Origin of the sequence: Rhizobium ecuadorense (assembly GCF_001187535.1) — a bacterium.
Taxonomy (GTDB): domain Bacteria; phylum Pseudomonadota; class Alphaproteobacteria; order Rhizobiales; family Rhizobiaceae; genus Rhizobium; species Rhizobium ecuadorense.
The window spans coordinates 1-17,830 of the sequence record NZ_LFIO01000270.1 but is presented as its reverse complement, the minus strand read 5'-3'; the positions used below and the strand labels follow the sequence as shown (position 1 = coordinate 17,830).

Sequence of the window (17,830 nt, the reverse complement as noted above, 5' to 3'; positions counted from 1 at the left end):
CGGCTGATCCGGCCAATCAGGCCGCACATCAGTTGACGCGATAGGCGGTGTCCGGCCCGTCACCCAGGCCGGGGTTGCGGCAAATGCAATTTCGCTGCGCGTAAATGCCCAGTTTGGACGCGACGTTGGAAGAGCCGACGTCGCGTTTCATCAGGGACTTCGATGGTTAGGAGTAAGCGGGTTCGCGCTCTCCCTCAATTGCGATCTAGGTCCCGCGCGCCTAGACGATGGCATTGCCGACGTAGACGTTGGTATATCGATTTGTGCTTACGCAACCCACAGAAATCCCGTAACTATTTTCCGCGGACGATAATGAGGCTCGGCCTGTGGGCGCCGTCTCAAACTCTGCACGGAGAGTGTTGTGGATAGAGAGCCGGAAACCGATCCCATCATCGATCTGATCCCCGCCATGGTGTGGTCGGCGACATCGGATGGCATGCTGGATTTCGCCAACCAGCACTTTCTCGACTTTATCGGGGCGCCGCTCGAGCAAATCTCCGGAGAGAGATTCTATGGAATATTCCATCCCGACGATACGTCGCGTCTCGCTTCCGAATGGCATGAAATCATGGCTTCCAAAAATGCGAGGGAGGTCGAGGGAAGGCTCAGGCGCGCGGACGGCCACTATCGCTGGTGCACGCTTCGTCAAAAGCCTCGGTTCGATCCCGACGGAAATGTCGCCAGATGGTATGGCGTGGTGCTTGATATCGAAGACCGCAAGCAGGCCGAAAATGCGCTGAAAGAGACGAAAACGGCGCTTGCCGCCAGCGAAGAGAATCTAAGCCTCATCATCAATTCGTTGCCTGTACTCGTATGGTCGGCGCGACCGGATGGCAGCGCCGATTTCGTCAATCAAAGCTGGTTGGATTATGCAGGCCGTCCCGCCGACCAGATCCTCGAATGGGGCTTCCTCGACCTTTACCACCCGGATGATATTCCAGGCATGGTCGCCATCTGGAAGCGAGATCTCGAACATTCCGACCATACCGTTCTGAAGGGTCGTATTCGCGGAGCGGACGGCAACTACCGCTGGTTCTATTTCTCGGGCCGCAAGCTGATCGATGCCAACGGCGTCGTGCGTTGGTTCGGCTGCAATATCGATATCGAAGATCTGCAAGCTGCAGAGAATGCGCTGAGAGAAAGCGAAACCGCGCTCAGGGAGAGCGAACACAAGCTCAGTCTCATCATCAACACAATACCGGCGATGGCCTGGTCCTGCACTCCAGATGGACGGCTAGAATACTTTAATCGAAACCTGATCGATTATGTCGGCTTGCCCGTCGAGGAAATCGTCGGGTTCGGCTTTTATCGCATGTTTCACCCCGATGATGTCGAGCCGATGCGGGCCGCCTGGGACGATATCGTCGTCACGAAAAAAAGTCGCCCGGTGGACGCGCGCATCAGACGAGCGGATGGCGAATATCGATGGTTCAACCTCCGGCAAAGCCCGCTTCTGGACAAGGATGGGAATGTCGTGCGGTGGTACGGCGTCGTCGTCGATATCGAGGATCGCAAGCGGGCGGAAGAGTCCTTGAGACAAAGCCAGAGCAACCTGGCGCATGTGACGCGGATGACAGCCACGGGTGAGCTTGCCGTTTCGATCGCCCATGAGGTCAACCAGCCACTCATGGCAATCGTCACCAATGCCGGCACGTGCCTGCGCTGGCTGCAGCCGGGACACACCGATATCGACCAGGCCCGGCTCGCGGCCGAGAGGATCGTCAAGGATGGTCATCGCGCCGGCGACATCATCGCGAGCATCCGGGCAATGGCTCAGAAGTCACCGGCCCGGATGGAGCAAACGGATTTGAAGGGCGCTTTGCATCACGTGCTGGATCTTTTGAGAGGGGAACTTCGTCACCGAGATATCGAACTCGATCTCGATCTTCCGCAACGGTCTCTTGAGGTCATTGCGGACCGAACCCAGTTGCAGCAAGTCGTGCTGAATCTGGTCATGAACAGCGCCGAAGCGATGGCCGCGTCTTCAGGAGACCGGCGTATCGCCATCAGATGCGCCGAGGACGAGCACCAATTCGTGAAAGTCAGTGTCTCGGATACGGGGCGCGGCATTTCTTCCGACGCGTTGGATCGGGTTTTCGAAACATTCTACAGCACGAAGGAAGATGGCATCGGGATGGGGCTTTCAATATGCCGTTCCATTGTCGAAGCCCATGGCGGCCGGATCTGGGCTTCGGCGGCAGACAGTCAGGTTGGTGCAGTGTTCACTTTTACGCTGCCGATTGCGGAGGTTACAGCCGCAGATGACCGATGATCGAAAAAGAGGCCCGCCGACCGTCATCATCATCGATGACGACGAAAGCGTCCGCGAAGCTTTGAAGGGATTGTTCGAATCCGTTGGTCTGGCCACCGCAACGCATGGCTCGGTGTCGGAGTTCCTTGCTGGGGATGATCCGCATCAGGCAGGTTGTATTGTTCTCGATATCCGTCTGCCGGGCCAGAGCGGCCTGGAATTTCAGGAGGCGCTGGCGAAAAGCAGGCATCCAAGGTCGGTGGTGCTGATCAGCGCCCATGTCGACGTCGCGATGGCTGTCCGCGCGATGAAAGCAGGTGCGATCGATGTTCTTACCAAGCCGGTGCGGGAGCAGGATTTGCTCGAAGCGGTCAACCGTGCCTTAGCGAGTGATAATGCTCGACGCGAAGAGGCCGATCAAACGGCTGCATTGCGCCAAAGATATTCCAAACTCACCGCGCGTGAGCGGCAGATCATGGCCCTTGTTGTCGCCGGCAAACTGAACAAGCAGATTGCGGCTGAGGTCCAACTGGCGGAAGCCACCGTAAAGCTTCACCGCGGTCACATGATGCGCAAAATGCGCGCATCGTCGGTTGCTGATTTAGTCAGGATGGCGGCTATTTTAGCGGATTAAGACCAGCCGTTAGTTCAATCCTTTCAACTGCATCCGATGGAGAATTGACGAGGTCTCAGTTTTTCGTCCCATCAAGGCGAGGCAATTTGCGGATACGCCAGTCGAGCTTCTACTAGGACCAACGGCGACCACAATGGAGAAGCTTCAGCAACTCAGAGGGAAAGGGCGCCGAGGTTAAACAGCACCCTTGGCGAAGATCGCAGGCTACTCGTGTGTCGCTCCTTCAAAGTCCAGAACACCACCAATAGGAACGTACGCCTGACCATCAAACTGATAGAGCTGGAGCGCTTCGACAGGGTAGATGTCGGTGTCCCCCTTGGTCGTTATCTTGATGTCGTCGGGGAGCAGGGGGTTCTTCCAGCCGTCCATGTTATGGACGACCTTCATCAGGTCCTCGCGGGTCGGCTCCTTGAGCTTTTCAAGAGACTGAACGAGGGCGTCGCCGATGGCGTATCCGGTCTGGCCGATAGTATTGGCGAAGACAAAGTTGACTTTCGCCGCCTTGATAGCATCGAGATAGCGGTCGACGCCTTCGTCACCCGACTTCTGGTCGCTGATGATCGGCTTTAGAAAGTCCGAGGTGATGATGCCCTTGGCATTTTCCAGGCCGACGGACTGAAGGACAGGGTAAGCCGACGACAAGTTTGTGACCAAGGTCAACGGTTTCCAGCCGCTTTCGGATTGGAAGCGGATCGCCTCGCCACCCTGCCGCGGAGCGGCAATGATGACCAGGGTGTCGGCGCCGGATGCCTTCAGCGTGTTTAGCTGCGTCTCGACCGTGGGGTCCTGGGATGTCACGGGCTGGCGTTCGATCACTTTGATCGAGGAGCCCTCGATGGCGCGGTCGAACGCCTTCATGAAGGTTTGGCCGGTTTCCGTGTTCAGATATAGAAAGGCTACCTTGGCCTCAGGCTTGGTCGAGTTGAGATATGCTGCGAAGGCATCGGCTTCGGTTGAGAAGGACGGAACGAAGCCGACTTCCCACTTTGGTGCATTCAGGGAGATAACCCCGGAATACATGAAGACGTTCGGAACCTTCTTCTGGGTGATGTAGCGTCCGATCGCGAGGTTGTTCGGCGTGGCGGCGGTGCCAACCAACGCGAAGATTTCGTCCTTCTCGACCATTTTCCGGACATTCGCCAGGGTGCGTTGCGGGTCAAGACCGTCGTCCTCGATAACGAGTTCGATCTTACGGGTCTTGCCGTCGCCCATCTTGACGCCACCTTCGGCGTTGGCCTGCTCGATACGTGCCCTGATGCCCTCTGCGACGCCGCCAACGACAGCGACCGGACCGGTCAAAGGTCCCGTCACACCGATCTTAATCGTATTGTCGGTGATGCCCGGCGACGGTTCCGCGGCGCTGGCGTGGGAGGCGGCGAGCAGCGCGGCCGCGGCCAGCTGCATCGTGCATCCCTTCATTATAGAGATCAGTCTCATTTTAGTTCCTCCCAGTTTGATGGCGGGCATCTCAGCCAGCCGACCTCCGAAACATCATCGAAAGCCATTTTTCGATGAAGCCAGTGACCCCATTGCGCGCGACCATCATGATGAGGATCAGTGCGAGGCCGTAAATCAAGTTGCCGAGGCTCAGGTTGATGTCAGATGCCCAGCTCGGCACAAACACCATGAACAGGCCGCCGACGAAGGCGCCGACGATGCTGGTCACGCCTCCGACGATGCTTCCGATCACGATGTTGATGGACAGGATTGCCAGGAAGGATTCCGGGCTGATGAAGCCGCTAACGATGGCAAATGCTCCACCGCCCAGTCCCGCGAGCGCCGAGCTGACCGCGAATGCCCACAGTCGAGCACGCGTCAGGTTCACACCGAGTGCCTGGGCAATCTGAGGGTTGTCGCGCTGTGCCCTCAGAGCGCGACCGGCGTCGCCGACCAGCATTCGGGAGACGAACAATGCACCGACGCCGGCACAGGTGAGCGAGATCAGGTAAAGCCAAAGCTCCGGAACATCCGCCATGAAGCCAGGCGTTTCGGGAGCGTCGACGGGAAGCCCGGATACGCCACCGGTCACGCTTCCCATCTTCAGGAGCAACTGCGGGAATGCCGCCGCGATACCGAAAGTGACGATGGCCAACTGCAGACCTTGAAGCCTGAGCGCCGGAAGGCCGATCACCAGGCCGACTGCGGCGGCGACCGCAGCCGCGACCGGAAGTGTGGCCAAGGGCGAAATGCCGTAGGTCGCGTTCAGGATCGCGGTGACATAGGCGCCAACACCGAACAGCGTCCCTTGGGCAAGGCAAATCTGCCCGGCATATCCCATCAGCAGATTCAGACCGAGAATCGCAATGGCATAGGCGATCGCTATGGCCACTTGCTGGAGTGCATAGGCCGGGGCGAAGACCGGGATCGATACCGCGACAATCGCGAAGACCCCAAGTTTGATGGTGGTTGAGAGGGAAAGATCTCTCATAGCTTTGTAACCTTGTAGGAGCCGAACAGGCCGACGGGCTTCACGAGCAGGATGGTCAATGTCAGCGCGATCGGGACCGCGATACGCATGTCGGCTCCGATGAACGGGAGGTAGCTTGCCCCCAGGCTTTCGGCGACACCGACCGCGAGACCGCCGACAATGGCGCCAAGCGGACTATCCCAGCCACCGAGCGTTGCAGCCGCCAGGGCATAGAACAGGATCGGTGTCATCATCGTCGGGCTAAGGAACAGGCGGGGCGCAATCAGGATCGCGGCGAGTGCCCCGATGACGGCAGCGAAGCCCCAGCCGAGCATCAGCATTCGTTCGACATCGACACCAACGAGAACGCTGCGTGTACGATCGAAGGCAGCTGCGCGCATCGACAGGCCGAGCTTGGTGAAGCGGAAGACAAAACCCATCGCCAAGGCAATCGCCAGGAGGATTGCCAGTGTCCCGACGGCAGAGGCGAGCACGCGGATGTCGCCGATACTAAAACCGCCACCCGGAAAAAGGCTTGAGAAGGAGAGCTGTTCCGCCCCCCAAATCCACATGCAGGCGGCCTGGAATAGCACGAGGATGCCTAGCGTGATGACGACGGTCGCTTCCACGGGAGCGTCCATCATCGGTCGGATGATCAGGCGGAATGTCACGATCCCGATGGCGAATGCCGCTACGAGGCTCGCGAGGACGGCGAGCCAGAGCGGCACGCCCCACTGCATCAGTTGCCAGGCGCCATAGGCCGAGAATGTCGCCATTTCGCCTTGGCCGAAATTGACGACATTCGTCGCCCTGAAAATCAGGACGAGCGCCAGCGCCAGCGCCGCGTAGATGGCGCCCGTGGTCAAGCCGCTGACGACGAGCTGGAAGAAAAAACTCATCAGGCGACTCCCAGATATGATTTCTTGATGTCTTCGTTGCCGATCAGCTCGCTTGCCGCGCCGCTCGCGACGATCTGGCCAGCTTCGATGACAAAGGCCTTGTCGGCGTATTGAAGGGTGATGTCGACGTTCTGTTCGACCACGAGCAAAGTCATGCCGGCCTCTTTGTTCAGGGACTTGAAGATCGCCAGGATTTCCTGCGTGATCGACGGCGCCAGTCCGAGAGATGGTTCATCGCACATGAGCAGCTTCGGCCTGGACATCAGCGCGCGAGCCACGGCGAGCATCTGCTGTTCGCCGCCGCTCAAGTTTCCGGCGAGTTGGTTGCGCCGTTCCCGCAATCTCGGAAACGTTTCGTACCAGCGTTCCTTGTCTTGTCTCACTTGGGAGCGGCTGGCCACGATCGTGGCGCCGAGCGACAAATTTTCTTCCACCGTAAACTCTGTGAATGTGCCGCGACCTTGCGGGATGTGCGCAACACCAAGGGCAAGGCGCGTCTGGGCAGAGATCTTGTCGAGCGCTTTGCCGGCATAGGAAACCGAACCCTTGAAGGACAGGAGGCCCGAGATTGCGCGCAGCAGCGTCGTCTTGCCGGCGCCGTTTGCGCCGAGCAGGGCGACGAACTCGCCTTCATCAACTGAGAACGAACAGTCGAACAGTGCCTGCGTCTTGCCGTAGAAAACGGACAGTTCTTTGATATCCAAAAGGGTCATGCCGCTTTCCCGAGGTAAGCGGCGATCACCGCATCGTTTGACTTGATTTCGGCAGGAGTTCCCTCGGCCAGGTTGCGGCCCAGGTGAAAGACGACGATCCGGTCGCAAAGGCTCATCACCAAACCCATGTGATGCTCGATAAGGAGGATGGAGAGATTGTGTCTGCGCCTTATCCCGTCGACGAGCGCGCCGAATTCGTGGACCTCGCCGTGGGTCAGCCCGCCGGCAGGTTCGTCGAGCAGGAGGATCTTCGGCTCCGCGGCGAGCGCCCGGGCGATTTCCATCCGTTTCTGCAAGGGATAGGGGAGCGAGCCGGCCGCGCGGGAGACCAGATCCGCCATGCCGACCTCCTCGAGCACCGCCATCGCTTTTTCGCGCGTGGACCGCTCTAAGACTTTCGCCTGGAATGGGGCGAAGATCGCTTTTCCGAATCTTCCGCCAAGCCGGTGATGGGCACCCAGCATGACGTTCTCGAGAACCGTCATCGATGCATAAATGCCCAGATTCTGAAACGTCCGCGCGACGCCCATTCCAATCATGTCGCGCGTTTCCACGCCTTCGAGCGGCTGGCCGTCGAGCATGATCGATCCGCTTGCGTAATTCACGAGACGGGTCGCCGCGTTGAGAAAGGTTGATTTTCCGGCGCCGTTCGGCCCGATGAGGCCACAGATTTCACCTCGCCTGACGTAAAGCGACACGTCTGTCAGCGCTCTTACACCGCCAAACTGCACGGAAACACCCCGCGCCTCGAGCACCGGGCGCACCTCTTCGATGCTGCTGTCGTTCACTTTATTCCTCCCTCCTGAAGCGGCTTCTCCTCTGTCCGTCAATTTCTGTTGTTGACAGCCAATCCCGCTTTGGATACCAATTCGTATCTGAAGACGTTTCGGTATGTCAAGTCTCAATCTCATTCGATTGCTTCCCCGAAACGTCCAGAGATGCGTGCCCCGGCTGGAGACCGGCGGCTAGATTGGCGACAACTCCCCAAGCGGGAGTTCTGGGAGGAAATCGATGACGGGATCACACACCGAACTGACGGGCGAAAACCTCTACCGGGATCCGTATCCCGTTTACGCGCGCTTGCGCTCAGAGCAGCCCGTGGCTTTCTTCGAAGGAACGAAGGAATATTTCATCACCCGGTTCGATGATTGCCGGACCATCGGGGGCAACGACAAGATCTTCGGACCATCCGGATCGGCCGACCGCCCCGAGGCCCGTGTGATGGGCATGCCAAACGTCCTGACCATGTCCGGCGAGGACCACCAATGCCTTCGTGAGGGCATTGATCAGAACCTTACGCAGGAGCGCGTACGCTCGTTTGTCGAGGGTCTGACGCGCCCGGTCGTGCAGCGCTATATCGACTCCGTCAAGAAGAAGGGAGAAGCGAACCTTACGACCGAACTCTTCGAGCCGATCTCGGTGCGTTGTATCGGCGACGTTATCGGCCTGACGGAAACCCCCAATGAGACGCTCGTCGAGTGGTTCCACGCGATGGCGCTCGGCCTGCAGAATGTCAGCAACGACGCGGCAGTCTGGAAGCGGCTCGATGATGCGCTTGCCGACATCGACAGGCAGATGGGCGATCTTTATCAGACCTGCCTTTCCAAGCCCAACAACTCGCTTCTGAGCCACGTCATGTATGGCGGAATGCAAAAGGGCGAGGTCCGCAGCTGGGAAGAAATTTCGCCGACGATGCGAGTCATCATCCTTGGTGGCCTGCAGGAGCCAGGCCACGCGGCAGCGAACGCCTGCGCGGGTCTTCTTACAAATGCCGACCAGGCAAAGCTCATGGCAGAGCAGCCGCAGGAAAATGCCATGCGCGCCTTCGACGAGGGCCTCCGCTGGATCGCGCCGATCGGTGTGACGCCGCGCGTCGCCCGGGAGGATTTCGAGATAGCGGGAACTGTCATTCCGCAAGGAGCCTCTGTGGCGATCGTCATGGGCTCCGCCAACCGCGACGAATCCCGCTTCGAAAATGCCGATACATTCGACATGTTCCGCAAGAAGAAGCAGCACCTGTCGTTCGGCTTCCGCCCGCACTTCTGTTCCGGCCACTTCCTTTCGAGGGCAATGGGCGAGATTGCGCTCGCGGAGGTATTCCGGCAATTGCCTGAACTCCGGCTCGACCCCACGCGCGAGATGAAGGGCAAGGGATGGCGGTTCCGCGGCATCTCCGATCTGCCCGCGAAGTGGAACGCCTGATGTCGCTCATCATCGACTGCCACGGCCACTTCACAACGGAACCACCGGAGCACCACGCCTTCCGGACGGCACAGGTCGCCTATGCGGAAGGCAAGGCGGCCGAGCAGCCCATTTATCCCGGCATTCCGGACAAGCAGCTCCATGACATCATCGAAGAAAACCAACTGAAGATACAGCGCGAGCGCGGTTCGCATGTGACGCTCCTAAGCCCGCGTGCCTCCGGCATGGGCCACCACGTTCCAGGCCTGGCAGTGGCCAAGGAGTGGTCGCGTCTGTCGAACGACAATGTCGGCCGCATCGTCGATATGTTCCCCGACAACTTTGCTGCCGTCTGCCAGCTTCCGCAGACCGTCGACGGCGACCTTTCTGCGGTCGTCGACGAGTTGGAGCGCTGCGTTGGGAACGGCTTCGTCGGTTGTAATCTCAATCCCGATCCCTCGGGCGGACGGTGGAGCGCCCCGCCGATCTACGATCCGTGGTGGGACCCGATGTGGGAGGCCATGGTCGCCCTCCAGGTTCCCGCGATGATCCACGTGTCAAGCTCCTGCGAACGCTGCCTTCACATGACGGGAGCGCACTACATCAACGCCGACACCGCGGTATTCATGCAGCTCATCCAGGGAGATCTGTTCGAGCGTCACCCGGAACTCAAGCTGATCATACCGCATGGCGGCGGGGCCGCCCCTTACCATTGGGGGCGTTACCGCGGCCTGTCGATCATGCTCGAAAAGCCGAGCCTCGACACGCACCTGATGAACAACCTGTTCTTCGACACCTGCGTCTACCATCAGGCAGGCATCGACACGCTGTTCAAGGTGGTCGACGTCAAGAACATCCTCTTCGGCTCGGAGTTGCTCGGCGCGGTCAAGGCGATCGATCCCGAGACGGGCCATCCCTTCGACGATACCAAGAGATACATCGATCGCCTCCCGCTCGGCGACAACCAGAGACATGCAGTCTTCGAAGGAAACGCCCGGCGGGTCTACCCGCTGTTGGACAAGAGACTACGCGAGCGCGGCCTTTAAAGGCTCGCAACTACCAGGGAGAAATCAAATGGCTTCGAGCCAACATCTGAGCCTCGCAGGCGGGGCGCAAGGGTTCAACTGGCTACCGGTCTTCGTGGCCGAAGAACTCGGCATCTTCGCCAGGCATGGGCTGTCCATCGAATACAAAAAGATGGGTACTGTCGACAAAGCGACCAGCGCCGTACTCGAAGGTGAAGCGGACCTGGCCATCACGCCGCCGGAAGGCGCGGTCTCCAACTTCGTCAAGGGCGGCGAATTGCGTGTGATCGCTTCGAACTCGAACCGTCTGCCGATGTCGCTCGTCGCCCAGCCTTCGATCAAATCGACCCGGGACTTGAAGGGCAAGAAGGTCGGCACGTCGTCCCTCACCGAAGGCACCGCGATTTATACCCAGATGCTGCTCTCCAAGGATGGGCTGCATTATCCGGGCGACTATGAATTCGAAGTCGCCGGCATCCACACCAAGCGCTGGGAAGCGCTCCAGTCAGGCGAGATCGACTGCGCGCCGCAGCCGGCCCCCTGGAATTTCCTCGCCGAGCGGGACGGCTTCAACCTGATCGGCGAGATCAACGACGTCATCCCTGAAATCGTCTTCGCCGCCGTCATCGGCCGCAAGAGCTGGCTGGACGGCAATCACGAAATGGCTGTCCGCTTCCTGCGGGCGCTCATCGATGCCTATGCGATCACCAACGACCCCAGTCGGGAAGATATCACGCTTCCAATTTTCCAGCGGATCACAACGAAAGACGACGCCGATCTCGCGTCACGTGGCCTTCGCTACATACGCAACATGGGTATGTGGCCGGCCGACCTATCCATTCCGCAGGCAGCGATGGACACCACCATCGACCTTATGATCGGCGCGAACTTGCTTGACGAAGCCGCCAGACCTGTGGCGGGCGGCGTGTTCGATCGCGGCCTGCTCGAAGCTGCATTCCGCTGAACGACCACTGAGGCGCGTTACGCCAGGAGATTTTCGATGAAAGTAATGACAAAAACCCCGCGGACGGACCGCGAAATATGCGAAGCGCTGGGTAAGCTCGGCGTCGCCACGGTCCATGAAGCTCAGGGACGGAAAGGGTTGCTGGCGCCGCATCTGCGTCCGGTCATCGACGGCGCGCGCATCGGTGGCACGGCCCTGACCTGCGAGGTTCCGCCCGGCGACAACTGGATGATCCATGTAGCGCTCGAGATGGCCCAACCGGGGGACATCCTGGTTGTCGCACCGACCTCACCATGCACCGACGGCTATTTCGGCGACCTGCTCGCCACGTCTTGCAAGGCACGAGGAATTCTAGGTCTGGTGACCGACGCCGGCGTCCGAGATGTGGCCGACCTGCGCGCGATGAAGTTCCCGGTATGGGCGAAGGCCATATCAGCGCAGGGCACCGTCAAGGAAACGCTGGCGAACGTGCAGGTGCCAGTGGTCTGTGCCGGCGCCTATATCGAACCGGGTGACGTCATCATCGCCGATGACGACGGGGTCTGCGTGGTCAAGCGCGATGAGGCAGCTCGGGTGCTCGAAAAGGCCCTCAAGCGGCAGCAGATGGAAGACGAAAAGCGCGGCCTCTACGAAGCCGGCAAGCTCAGCCTCGACATCAACAACATGCGTCCGCAGCTCGAAGCGAAAGGCCTGATCTATGAATAGGGCGACTGAAGTTCGCATCCCCCGGCGCGTCGTCACCGGCATCAAGGACGGCAAGTCTGTATTCGTCAGTGATGGCCCAACAGCGAACGCTCATGTCTACGCGTCTGTGCCGGGGCATTTGACGTCGGTTGTTTACGCCACCGCCGCCAAACCCGTCCTTCCGCAGGATCATGCGGAGCAGGCGCCGCCGCAAATAATGATCACGCCTGAACCGGGAGCGACGAAACTCATGATCGTCGTCTTCCCGCCGGATTCGGTATTCGCCGCCATAGACCACCAGGCGGCGTTCGAGGAGCAGGCCATCCACATTCCCGGCCTGATCCAGGCATTCGAGCCTGACGCGCCGGGCATGCACACCACCGATACGGTCGACTACGACATTGTGCTCGACGGCGAGATCTGGCTCGAGCTCGACGACGGCGCTGAAACCTTGCTGAAGCAGGGCGACGTCGTGGTCCAGTGCGGTACGCGCCATGCCTGGCGCAACAAGGGCGACAAGCCTGCCACGTTGTGCTTCGTCCTCATCGGCGCCGAAAGAGGATCGTGAGATGAAGCCGGGCAACGTCAGCCAATCTTTCGACTGCGTGATCGTCGGCGGCGGACACGGCGGTTCGCAGACAGCGGCCGCACTCAGGCAGTCTGGCTTTACGGGAAGTATCGCGCTGATCGGCGCTGAACCGGAAATTCCCTACGACCGCCCTTCGCTCTCGAAGGACTATCTGGCGGGCAAGAAGACGTTCGACAGGATGCATCTGCGGTCTCAGGATTTCTGGGGATCGCGTGAGGTGGAATTATTGCTTGGCCGGCATGTGATCGGGGTCGATGCCAGCGCTCGCACCGTGATGACCGATCATGGCGAACAGTTTTCCTACGGCCAGCTGGTTTGGGCCGCCGGCGGCGATCCCCGGAAGCTTTCCTGTCCCGGCGGCGACCTGGCAGGAGTTTTCTACATCCGCAGCAAGGCGGATTGCGACGCACTGATCGATGTTCTTCCGGATGCGCAAAGGATCGCGATCATCGGCGGCGGGTACGTCGGCCTGGAAGCCGCCGCAGTGTTCCGGGAGATCGGCAAGCACGTGACCTTGGTCGAGGCTCTCGACCGTGTCCTGGCACGCGTGGCGGGGGAACCGATATCACGCTTTTACGAAAACGAGCATCGGGCGCGCGGTGTGGACATCCGTCTCAACAGCAGTGTCGCCTCTTTGAAGGGGACGAACGGTCGCGTATCGAGTGTCGTTCTTGAAACCGGCGAGGCGATTGCAGCCGACATCGTCGTCGTCGGTATTGGCATTGTCCCGTCGGTCGGTCCCCTGATCGCCGCCGGTGCCAAGGGCACAAACGGTATCGATGTCGATGATTTTTGCCGTACGTCCTTGCCCGACATCTATTGCGTCGGCGACGGCGCCCGCCTGGAAAATGGTCCCGGCATCCGCATTGAATCTGTGCAGAACGCGACCGATCAGGCGACCACCGCTGCCAAAGCGATCTGCGGTGAGTTCAAGGCATATGATGCAACGCCATGGTTCTGGTCCAATCAGTACGACCTGAAAATGCAGACGGTCGGCCTCAATTACGGTTTCGACAGTGTCGTCACGAGAGGAAATCCCGCCTCCCGAAGCTTCAGTGTCATCTATCTGAGGAACGGAGCGGTTTTAGCTCTCGATTGCATCAACTCGCCTCGCGATTACGTGCAGGGGCGGAAACTTGTCGACAGCGCGGTCAGGATCGATCGCGAAGCTTTGGCCGACACATCGAAACAACTCAAGGAAATCGAGCTTGTCACGTCGTGAGGCGACCAAGGCGCAGAAAAAGTGGAGGAAAAATGGCTATCATTTCAGTACGGACCCGGGACGGAGAGCTCCATAGCTTCGACGGACGGATAGGCGCCTCGCTGATGGAGAATATCCGGAACGCTGGGTTTGATGAACTCTTGGCGATGTGCGGCGGCTGTCTGTCCTGCGCCACCTGCCACGTCTATGTCGAGGAGCTTCCGGCGAGCGCCAATCTGCCGGTTTCCTCAATCGACGAGACCGAGCTGCTCGAGGGATCCGACTACCGCCAGGTGAACTCCCGGCTTTCCTGTCAGATACCGTTCGATGAGACACTCAGCGGCATCGTGATCGGAATTGCTCCCGAAGACTAGAATGAAATCCTTTTGGACGATTTGCGGACACGAGACGTCTCTCTAAATATTCCCGGGCGAAACATCCGCGCCCGGGCAAACCTAACGACCCATCATGCCTCGTTTCGGTCGGCTCAAATGTACTGAGCCCTATACTCCGACAATCTCCGCATGTTGAAAGGGCCGCCTTTTATCGTGCTCTGCGGTGCTTGCGTAGAAGAGCGCCGATCCCGTGTTGCCGCGTTAGGTGAGCGGATCGACTCGAAAGCAATGCGATGGGCGCTATTTACATCGCTCTTGCAGCCGCCGCCGTAGCCCGCGTCAGGAAAATCGCCGGCAGTTTTGATAGCGCCGCAATACGGCGCTGCACTCTCGTCCGAAGATGCGAGTTCCAATCGTCGGAACGTCAGCACCAACAGCCGCTGCTCGTCCTGTGGGCGGGTCCTTAAATGCTGCGGCATCAACAGGATCGATTCCGAGATCTCGCAACCCGGGAGCGGACCGGGTCTGACTTACCGCGTTCAACTCCGTCTCAAGATGATAATCGAACCGGTCGAGCAGGGCGGTGACGTTTTGGGCAGCCTCAGCGCTTGCGCGGGGAGGTTGTAACGACCGCGCGCCGGATGTCTCCGGATTTTGCCCGGAGGAGGAGCTATTCCCGATACGGTGCAAAAACCTCGACAACCTGATAGTTGCCGCGAGGGCGGCGACCGCCATCCCCGCGCAGTGCTTCGAGAAGGAAGTCGCCAGATAGGTGAGCCATCGCGTCCTCAACAGAGCCAAAATGGGGCTCAGTTGAGAATTGGCAGCAGCTTGTTGATCGAGTCCTTGGCGTCGCCGTAATACATTCGGGTATTTTCTTTGTAAAACAGCGGGTTCTCGATGCCCGAGTAACCGGTGCCCTGGCCGCGCTTGGAAACAAAGACCTGCTTGGCCTTCCAAACCTCCAGGACCGGCATGCCTGATATCGGCGAGTTTGGATCTTCCTGTGCGGCCGGATTAACGATGTCGTTGGAACCGATGACGATGACGACGTCCGTATTCGCAAAATCGTCGTTGATTTCGTCCATCTCCAGGACGATGTCGTAGGGCACTTTTGCCTCGGCCAGTAGCACGTTCATGTGACCGGGTAGGCGGCCGGCAACGGGATGAATGGCGAAGCGCACGTCCTTGCCGGTTGCACGCAGCTTGCGGGTGAGCTCGGAGACGGCACTCTGCGCCTGAGCAACCGCCATGCCGTAGCCGGGCACGATAATGACCGAGTCCGCATCGTTGAGTGCAGCAGCGGCGCCTTCGGCGTCGATCGCGACCTGTTCACCCTCGACGGCCATCGCCGGTCCCGAGGCATTGCCGAAACCGCCGAGGATCACGGACAGGAACTGCCGGTTCATTGCCTTGCACATGATGTAGGAGAGGATTGCGCCGGAGGAGCCGACCAAAGCGCCGGTGACGATCAGAAGGTCGTTTCCAAGCAGGAAGCCGGTCGCTGCAGCCGCCCAACCCGAATAAGAGTTCAGCATGGAAACGACCACCGGCATGTCGGCCCCGCCGATCGCCATGACGAGATGCGCGCCGATGACGAATGCCACCAGCGTCATGAGGTAGAGCGTCCATGAGCCCGCGCCGTTCATGTAGAGCAGCATGAGGACGAAGGCACCGGCGACCATCGCGAGGTTGAAGGCGTGGCGGCCAGGCAGGATCAGCGCCTTCCCGCCGATGCGGCCTGAAAGCTTCCCATAGGCGATGATCGAACCGGTGAAGGTCACGGCACCGATGGAGACTCCGAGGAAGATTTCCACCTCGTGGATGATCTGCTCGGCATGGCTGGCGAATTCATGCGCCGTCATATCGGAGTTGAGGCCGATAAGGACGGCGGCCAGGCCGACCAGGGAGTGAAGGGCCGCCACGAGCTGCGGCATGCCGGTCATTTCGACACGCCGCGCCATGCCCGCTCCGACGACCGCACCGAAGACGATCATGCCGATGAGCACCGCCGAAAGGCCGACACCCGGCCCGAAGACCGTCGCAATGGCGGCGATCGCCATGCCGATGATGCCGTACCATACGGCGCGCTTGGCGCTTTCCTGGCCCGAAAGCCCGCCAAGCGCGAGGATAAAGAGAACCGAAGCCGCGATATAGGCGGCGGTCTGGATACCGATAGACATTGTTAAATCCCCCGCAACCCGATCAGGACTTCTGGAACATGTTCAGCATGCGGCGCGTCACCATGAAGCCGCCGACGATGTTGATCGTCGCGATTGCCACGGAAATGGCTGCGAGCCCGGTCACCAGCCAGCCGCCCGCGGTGATCTGCAGGAGTGCGCCGATAATGATGATGCCCGAGATGGCGTTGGTGACGGCCATGAGCGGCGTATGCAGCGAGTGCGAAACGCCCCAGATCACCTGGAAGCCGACGAAGCAGGCGAGTGCGAAAACGATGAAATGGCCCATGAATACCGGGGGTGCAAAAGCACCGATGAGGAGCATGAGCAGACCGCCAACGATGAGAAGGCCGACCTGGTTGCGTGTCGCAGATTTGAAGGCGGCGGCCTCTGCGGCGCGCTTTTCCTCAGGCGTCAGCTCCCTGGCCTTTTCCTTTGGCTTCTGCGCGGCAATCGCCCGGATCTTCGGCGGCGGCGGCGGATAGGTGATTTCGCCCTGGTAGGCGATAGTCGCGCCCCGGATTACGTCGTCTTCCATGTTGTGGACGATGACGCCATCCTTCTTTGGGGTCAGATCGGTCATTATGTGGCGGATGTTGGTCGAATAGAGCGTTGACGCCTGGGTGGCCATGCGGCTCGGGAAGTCGGTGTAGCCGATGACAGTGACGCCGTTGTCGGAGACAATCTTCTGGTCCGGAACGGTCAGGTCGCAATTGCCGCCGCGCTCGGCGGCAAGATCGACGATGACCGAGCCGGGCTTCATCGTGGCCACCATGTCGGCAAGCCAGAGCTTTGGCGCGTCGCGACCGGGGATCAACGCCGTCGTAATGACAATGTCGATGTCAGGCGCGATTTCGCGGAACTTCTTCAGCTGCGCTTCGCGGAATTCGGGCGAGGAGGGGGCCGCATAACCACCCGTCGCAGCTCCGTCCTGCTGCTGTTCCTCGAAGTCGAGAAAGACGAATTCAGCGCCCATGGATTCGATCTGCTCGGCAACTTCCGGGCGCACGTCGAAAGCATAGGTGATGGCGCCGAGCGAAACGCTGGTGCCGACCGCCGCAAGGCCGGCGACGCCTGCGCCGATGACCAGGACCTTGGCTGGCGGGATCTTTCCGGCAGCCGTCATCTGGCCCGTAAAAAATCGACCGAAATTATTTCCGGCCTCGATCACGGCGCGGTAGCCGGCAATATTGGCCATGGAGGAGAGCGCGTCCATCTTCTGGGCGCGCGAGATGCGCGGCACCATATCCATGGCGATCACGTTGGCGCCAGTTGCTTTCGCCTGGTCGAGGAGATCCTTGTTCTGTGCCGGATAGAAGAACGAGATCAGCGTCTTGCCGCTCGAGAGCCTCGCCACTTCACTTGACTCCGGCGGGCGCACCTTGGCGATCACGTCGGCGTTTGCAAAGAGTGTTTCGGCGCTGTCGACCACCGTCACCCCGGCGGCCCGGTACGCATCGTCAGGGAAGCCCGCAAGTTTGCCGGCGCCAGTTTCGATGGCACATTGATATCCAAGTTTCTGAAGCTGTGTGGCGCTGTCAGGCGTCATCGCGACGCGCGCCTCTCCTTCCAGCCTCTCTCGAGGCGACCCTATCAGCACGTATCCCTCCCTTAAATGTTGAAAGTCACTGATCCCACGCGACGCTTGGTTTCGGTCCGACCGAGGCCGAACCAATGAAAACCTCTCGTCGCAGTCCGACGATTGGTCTCAATAGACCACCACGCCGCGGATGCTTTCACCCTTGTGCATCATGTCGAAGCCCTTGT

General features: G+C 59.8%; 17 protein-coding genes. 9 read left to right on the top strand and 8 right to left on the bottom strand.

The window, feature by feature from the left end; translation table 11 throughout:
• Window positions 1-28 precede the first annotated feature (28 nt).
• Entirely contained in the window at window positions 29-151 is a 123-nt protein-coding gene (locus AF337_RS46035) for a hypothetical protein (protein ID WP_280138828.1), read from the bottom strand.
• Between the two features lie 210 nt (window positions 152-361).
• Between AF337_RS46035 and AF337_RS05950 the strand changes: the two genes are divergently transcribed.
• Window positions 362-2,272, top strand: a complete 1,911-nt coding sequence (locus AF337_RS05950; RefSeq protein WP_049731393.1) for a PAS domain-containing sensor histidine kinase — start codon at window positions 362-364, stop codon at window positions 2,270-2,272.
• On the top strand, window positions 2,262-2,885 hold the full coding sequence (locus AF337_RS05945; RefSeq protein WP_049731392.1) for a response regulator transcription factor: 624 nt from the start codon (window positions 2,262-2,264) through the stop codon (window positions 2,883-2,885). Before AF337_RS05950 ends, AF337_RS05945 begins: the two co-directional genes overlap by 11 nt.
• 204 nt (window positions 2,886-3,089) lie before the next feature.
• On the opposite strand, the gene AF337_RS05940 is transcribed toward AF337_RS05945, so the two are convergent.
• From AF337_RS05940 to AF337_RS05920, 5 genes are read right to left on the bottom strand one after another with little or no spacing between them, the layout of a single operon-like run.
• Window positions 3,090-4,322, bottom strand: a complete 1,233-nt coding sequence (locus AF337_RS05940; RefSeq protein ID WP_049731391.1) for an ABC transporter substrate-binding protein — start codon at window positions 4,320-4,322, stop codon at window positions 3,090-3,092.
• 31 nt (window positions 4,323-4,353) lie between these two features.
• A complete protein-coding gene (locus AF337_RS05935; protein ID WP_049731390.1) occupies window positions 4,354-5,313 on the bottom strand; it encodes a branched-chain amino acid ABC transporter permease in 960 nt (319 codons plus the stop codon).
• Window positions 5,310-6,191, bottom strand: a complete 882-nt coding sequence (locus AF337_RS05930) for a branched-chain amino acid ABC transporter permease (protein ID WP_049731389.1) — start codon at window positions 6,189-6,191, stop codon at window positions 5,310-5,312. The genes AF337_RS05935 and AF337_RS05930 overlap by 4 nt, the downstream gene beginning before the upstream one ends.
• A complete protein-coding gene (locus tag AF337_RS05925; protein ID WP_049731388.1) occupies window positions 6,191-6,904 on the bottom strand; it encodes an ABC transporter ATP-binding protein in 714 nt (237 codons plus the stop codon). The genes AF337_RS05930 and AF337_RS05925 overlap by 1 nt, the downstream gene beginning before the upstream one ends.
• Window positions 6,901-7,815, bottom strand: a complete 915-nt coding sequence (locus AF337_RS05920; protein WP_244471192.1) for an ABC transporter ATP-binding protein — start codon at window positions 7,813-7,815, stop codon at window positions 6,901-6,903. The genes AF337_RS05925 and AF337_RS05920 overlap by 4 nt, the downstream gene beginning before the upstream one ends.
• Window positions 7,816-7,915: 100 nt before the next feature.
• On the opposite strand from AF337_RS05920, the gene AF337_RS05915 reads away from it, so the two are divergent.
• Genes AF337_RS05915 through AF337_RS05885 form a run of 7 tightly spaced genes read left to right on the top strand, consistent with a single transcriptional unit; the run spans window position 7,916 to window position 13,922 of the window.
• Window positions 7,916-9,106: a cytochrome P450 gene (locus AF337_RS05915; RefSeq protein WP_049731386.1), complete on the top strand. Its 1,191-nt coding sequence runs from the start codon at window positions 7,916-7,918 to the stop codon at window positions 9,104-9,106.
• Window positions 9,106-10,131 carry an amidohydrolase family protein gene (locus AF337_RS05910; protein WP_049731385.1) on the top strand — a complete coding sequence of 342 codons (1,026 nt, stop codon included), beginning with the start codon at window positions 9,106-9,108 and terminating at the stop codon, window positions 10,129-10,131. Before AF337_RS05915 ends, AF337_RS05910 begins: the two co-directional genes overlap by 1 nt.
• A gap of 28 nt (window positions 10,132-10,159) precedes the next feature.
• Window positions 10,160-11,074 (top strand): ABC transporter substrate-binding protein, encoded by a 915-nt coding sequence (locus tag AF337_RS05905; RefSeq protein WP_049731384.1) that lies wholly within the window; start codon window positions 10,160-10,162, stop codon window positions 11,072-11,074.
• Between the two features lie 36 nt (window positions 11,075-11,110).
• Complete coding sequence (locus tag AF337_RS05900) at window positions 11,111-11,779, top strand: 4-carboxy-4-hydroxy-2-oxoadipate aldolase/oxaloacetate decarboxylase (RefSeq protein ID WP_049731383.1); 669 nt, start codon at window positions 11,111-11,113, stop codon at window positions 11,777-11,779.
• Window positions 11,772-12,326: a cupin domain-containing protein gene (locus tag AF337_RS05895; protein ID WP_049731382.1), complete on the top strand. Its 555-nt coding sequence runs from the start codon at window positions 11,772-11,774 to the stop codon at window positions 12,324-12,326. The genes AF337_RS05900 and AF337_RS05895 overlap by 8 nt, the downstream gene beginning before the upstream one ends.
• Window position 12,327: 1 nt before the next feature.
• Window positions 12,328-13,569 carry an NAD(P)/FAD-dependent oxidoreductase gene (locus AF337_RS05890; RefSeq protein WP_049731381.1) on the top strand — a complete coding sequence of 414 codons (1,242 nt, stop codon included), beginning with the start codon at window positions 12,328-12,330 and terminating at the stop codon, window positions 13,567-13,569.
• Window positions 13,570-13,601: 32 nt separating this feature from the next.
• A complete protein-coding gene (locus AF337_RS05885; RefSeq protein ID WP_049731380.1) occupies window positions 13,602-13,922 on the top strand; it encodes a 2Fe-2S iron-sulfur cluster-binding protein in 321 nt (106 codons plus the stop codon).
• A gap of 770 nt (window positions 13,923-14,692) precedes the next feature.
• On the opposite strand, the gene AF337_RS05880 is transcribed toward AF337_RS05885, so the two are convergent.
• Together AF337_RS05880 and AF337_RS05875 are read right to left on the bottom strand one after the other, a co-directional pair.
• Window positions 14,693-16,066 (bottom strand): NAD(P)(+) transhydrogenase (Re/Si-specific) subunit beta, encoded by a 1,374-nt coding sequence (locus tag AF337_RS05880; RefSeq protein WP_049731379.1) that lies wholly within the window; start codon window positions 16,064-16,066, stop codon window positions 14,693-14,695.
• A 22-nt stretch (window positions 16,067-16,088) separates the two neighbouring features.
• A complete protein-coding gene (locus tag AF337_RS05875; protein ID WP_049731378.1) occupies window positions 16,089-17,663 on the bottom strand; it encodes a Re/Si-specific NAD(P)(+) transhydrogenase subunit alpha in 1,575 nt (524 codons plus the stop codon).
• Between the last annotated feature and the right edge of the window lie 167 nt (window positions 17,664-17,830).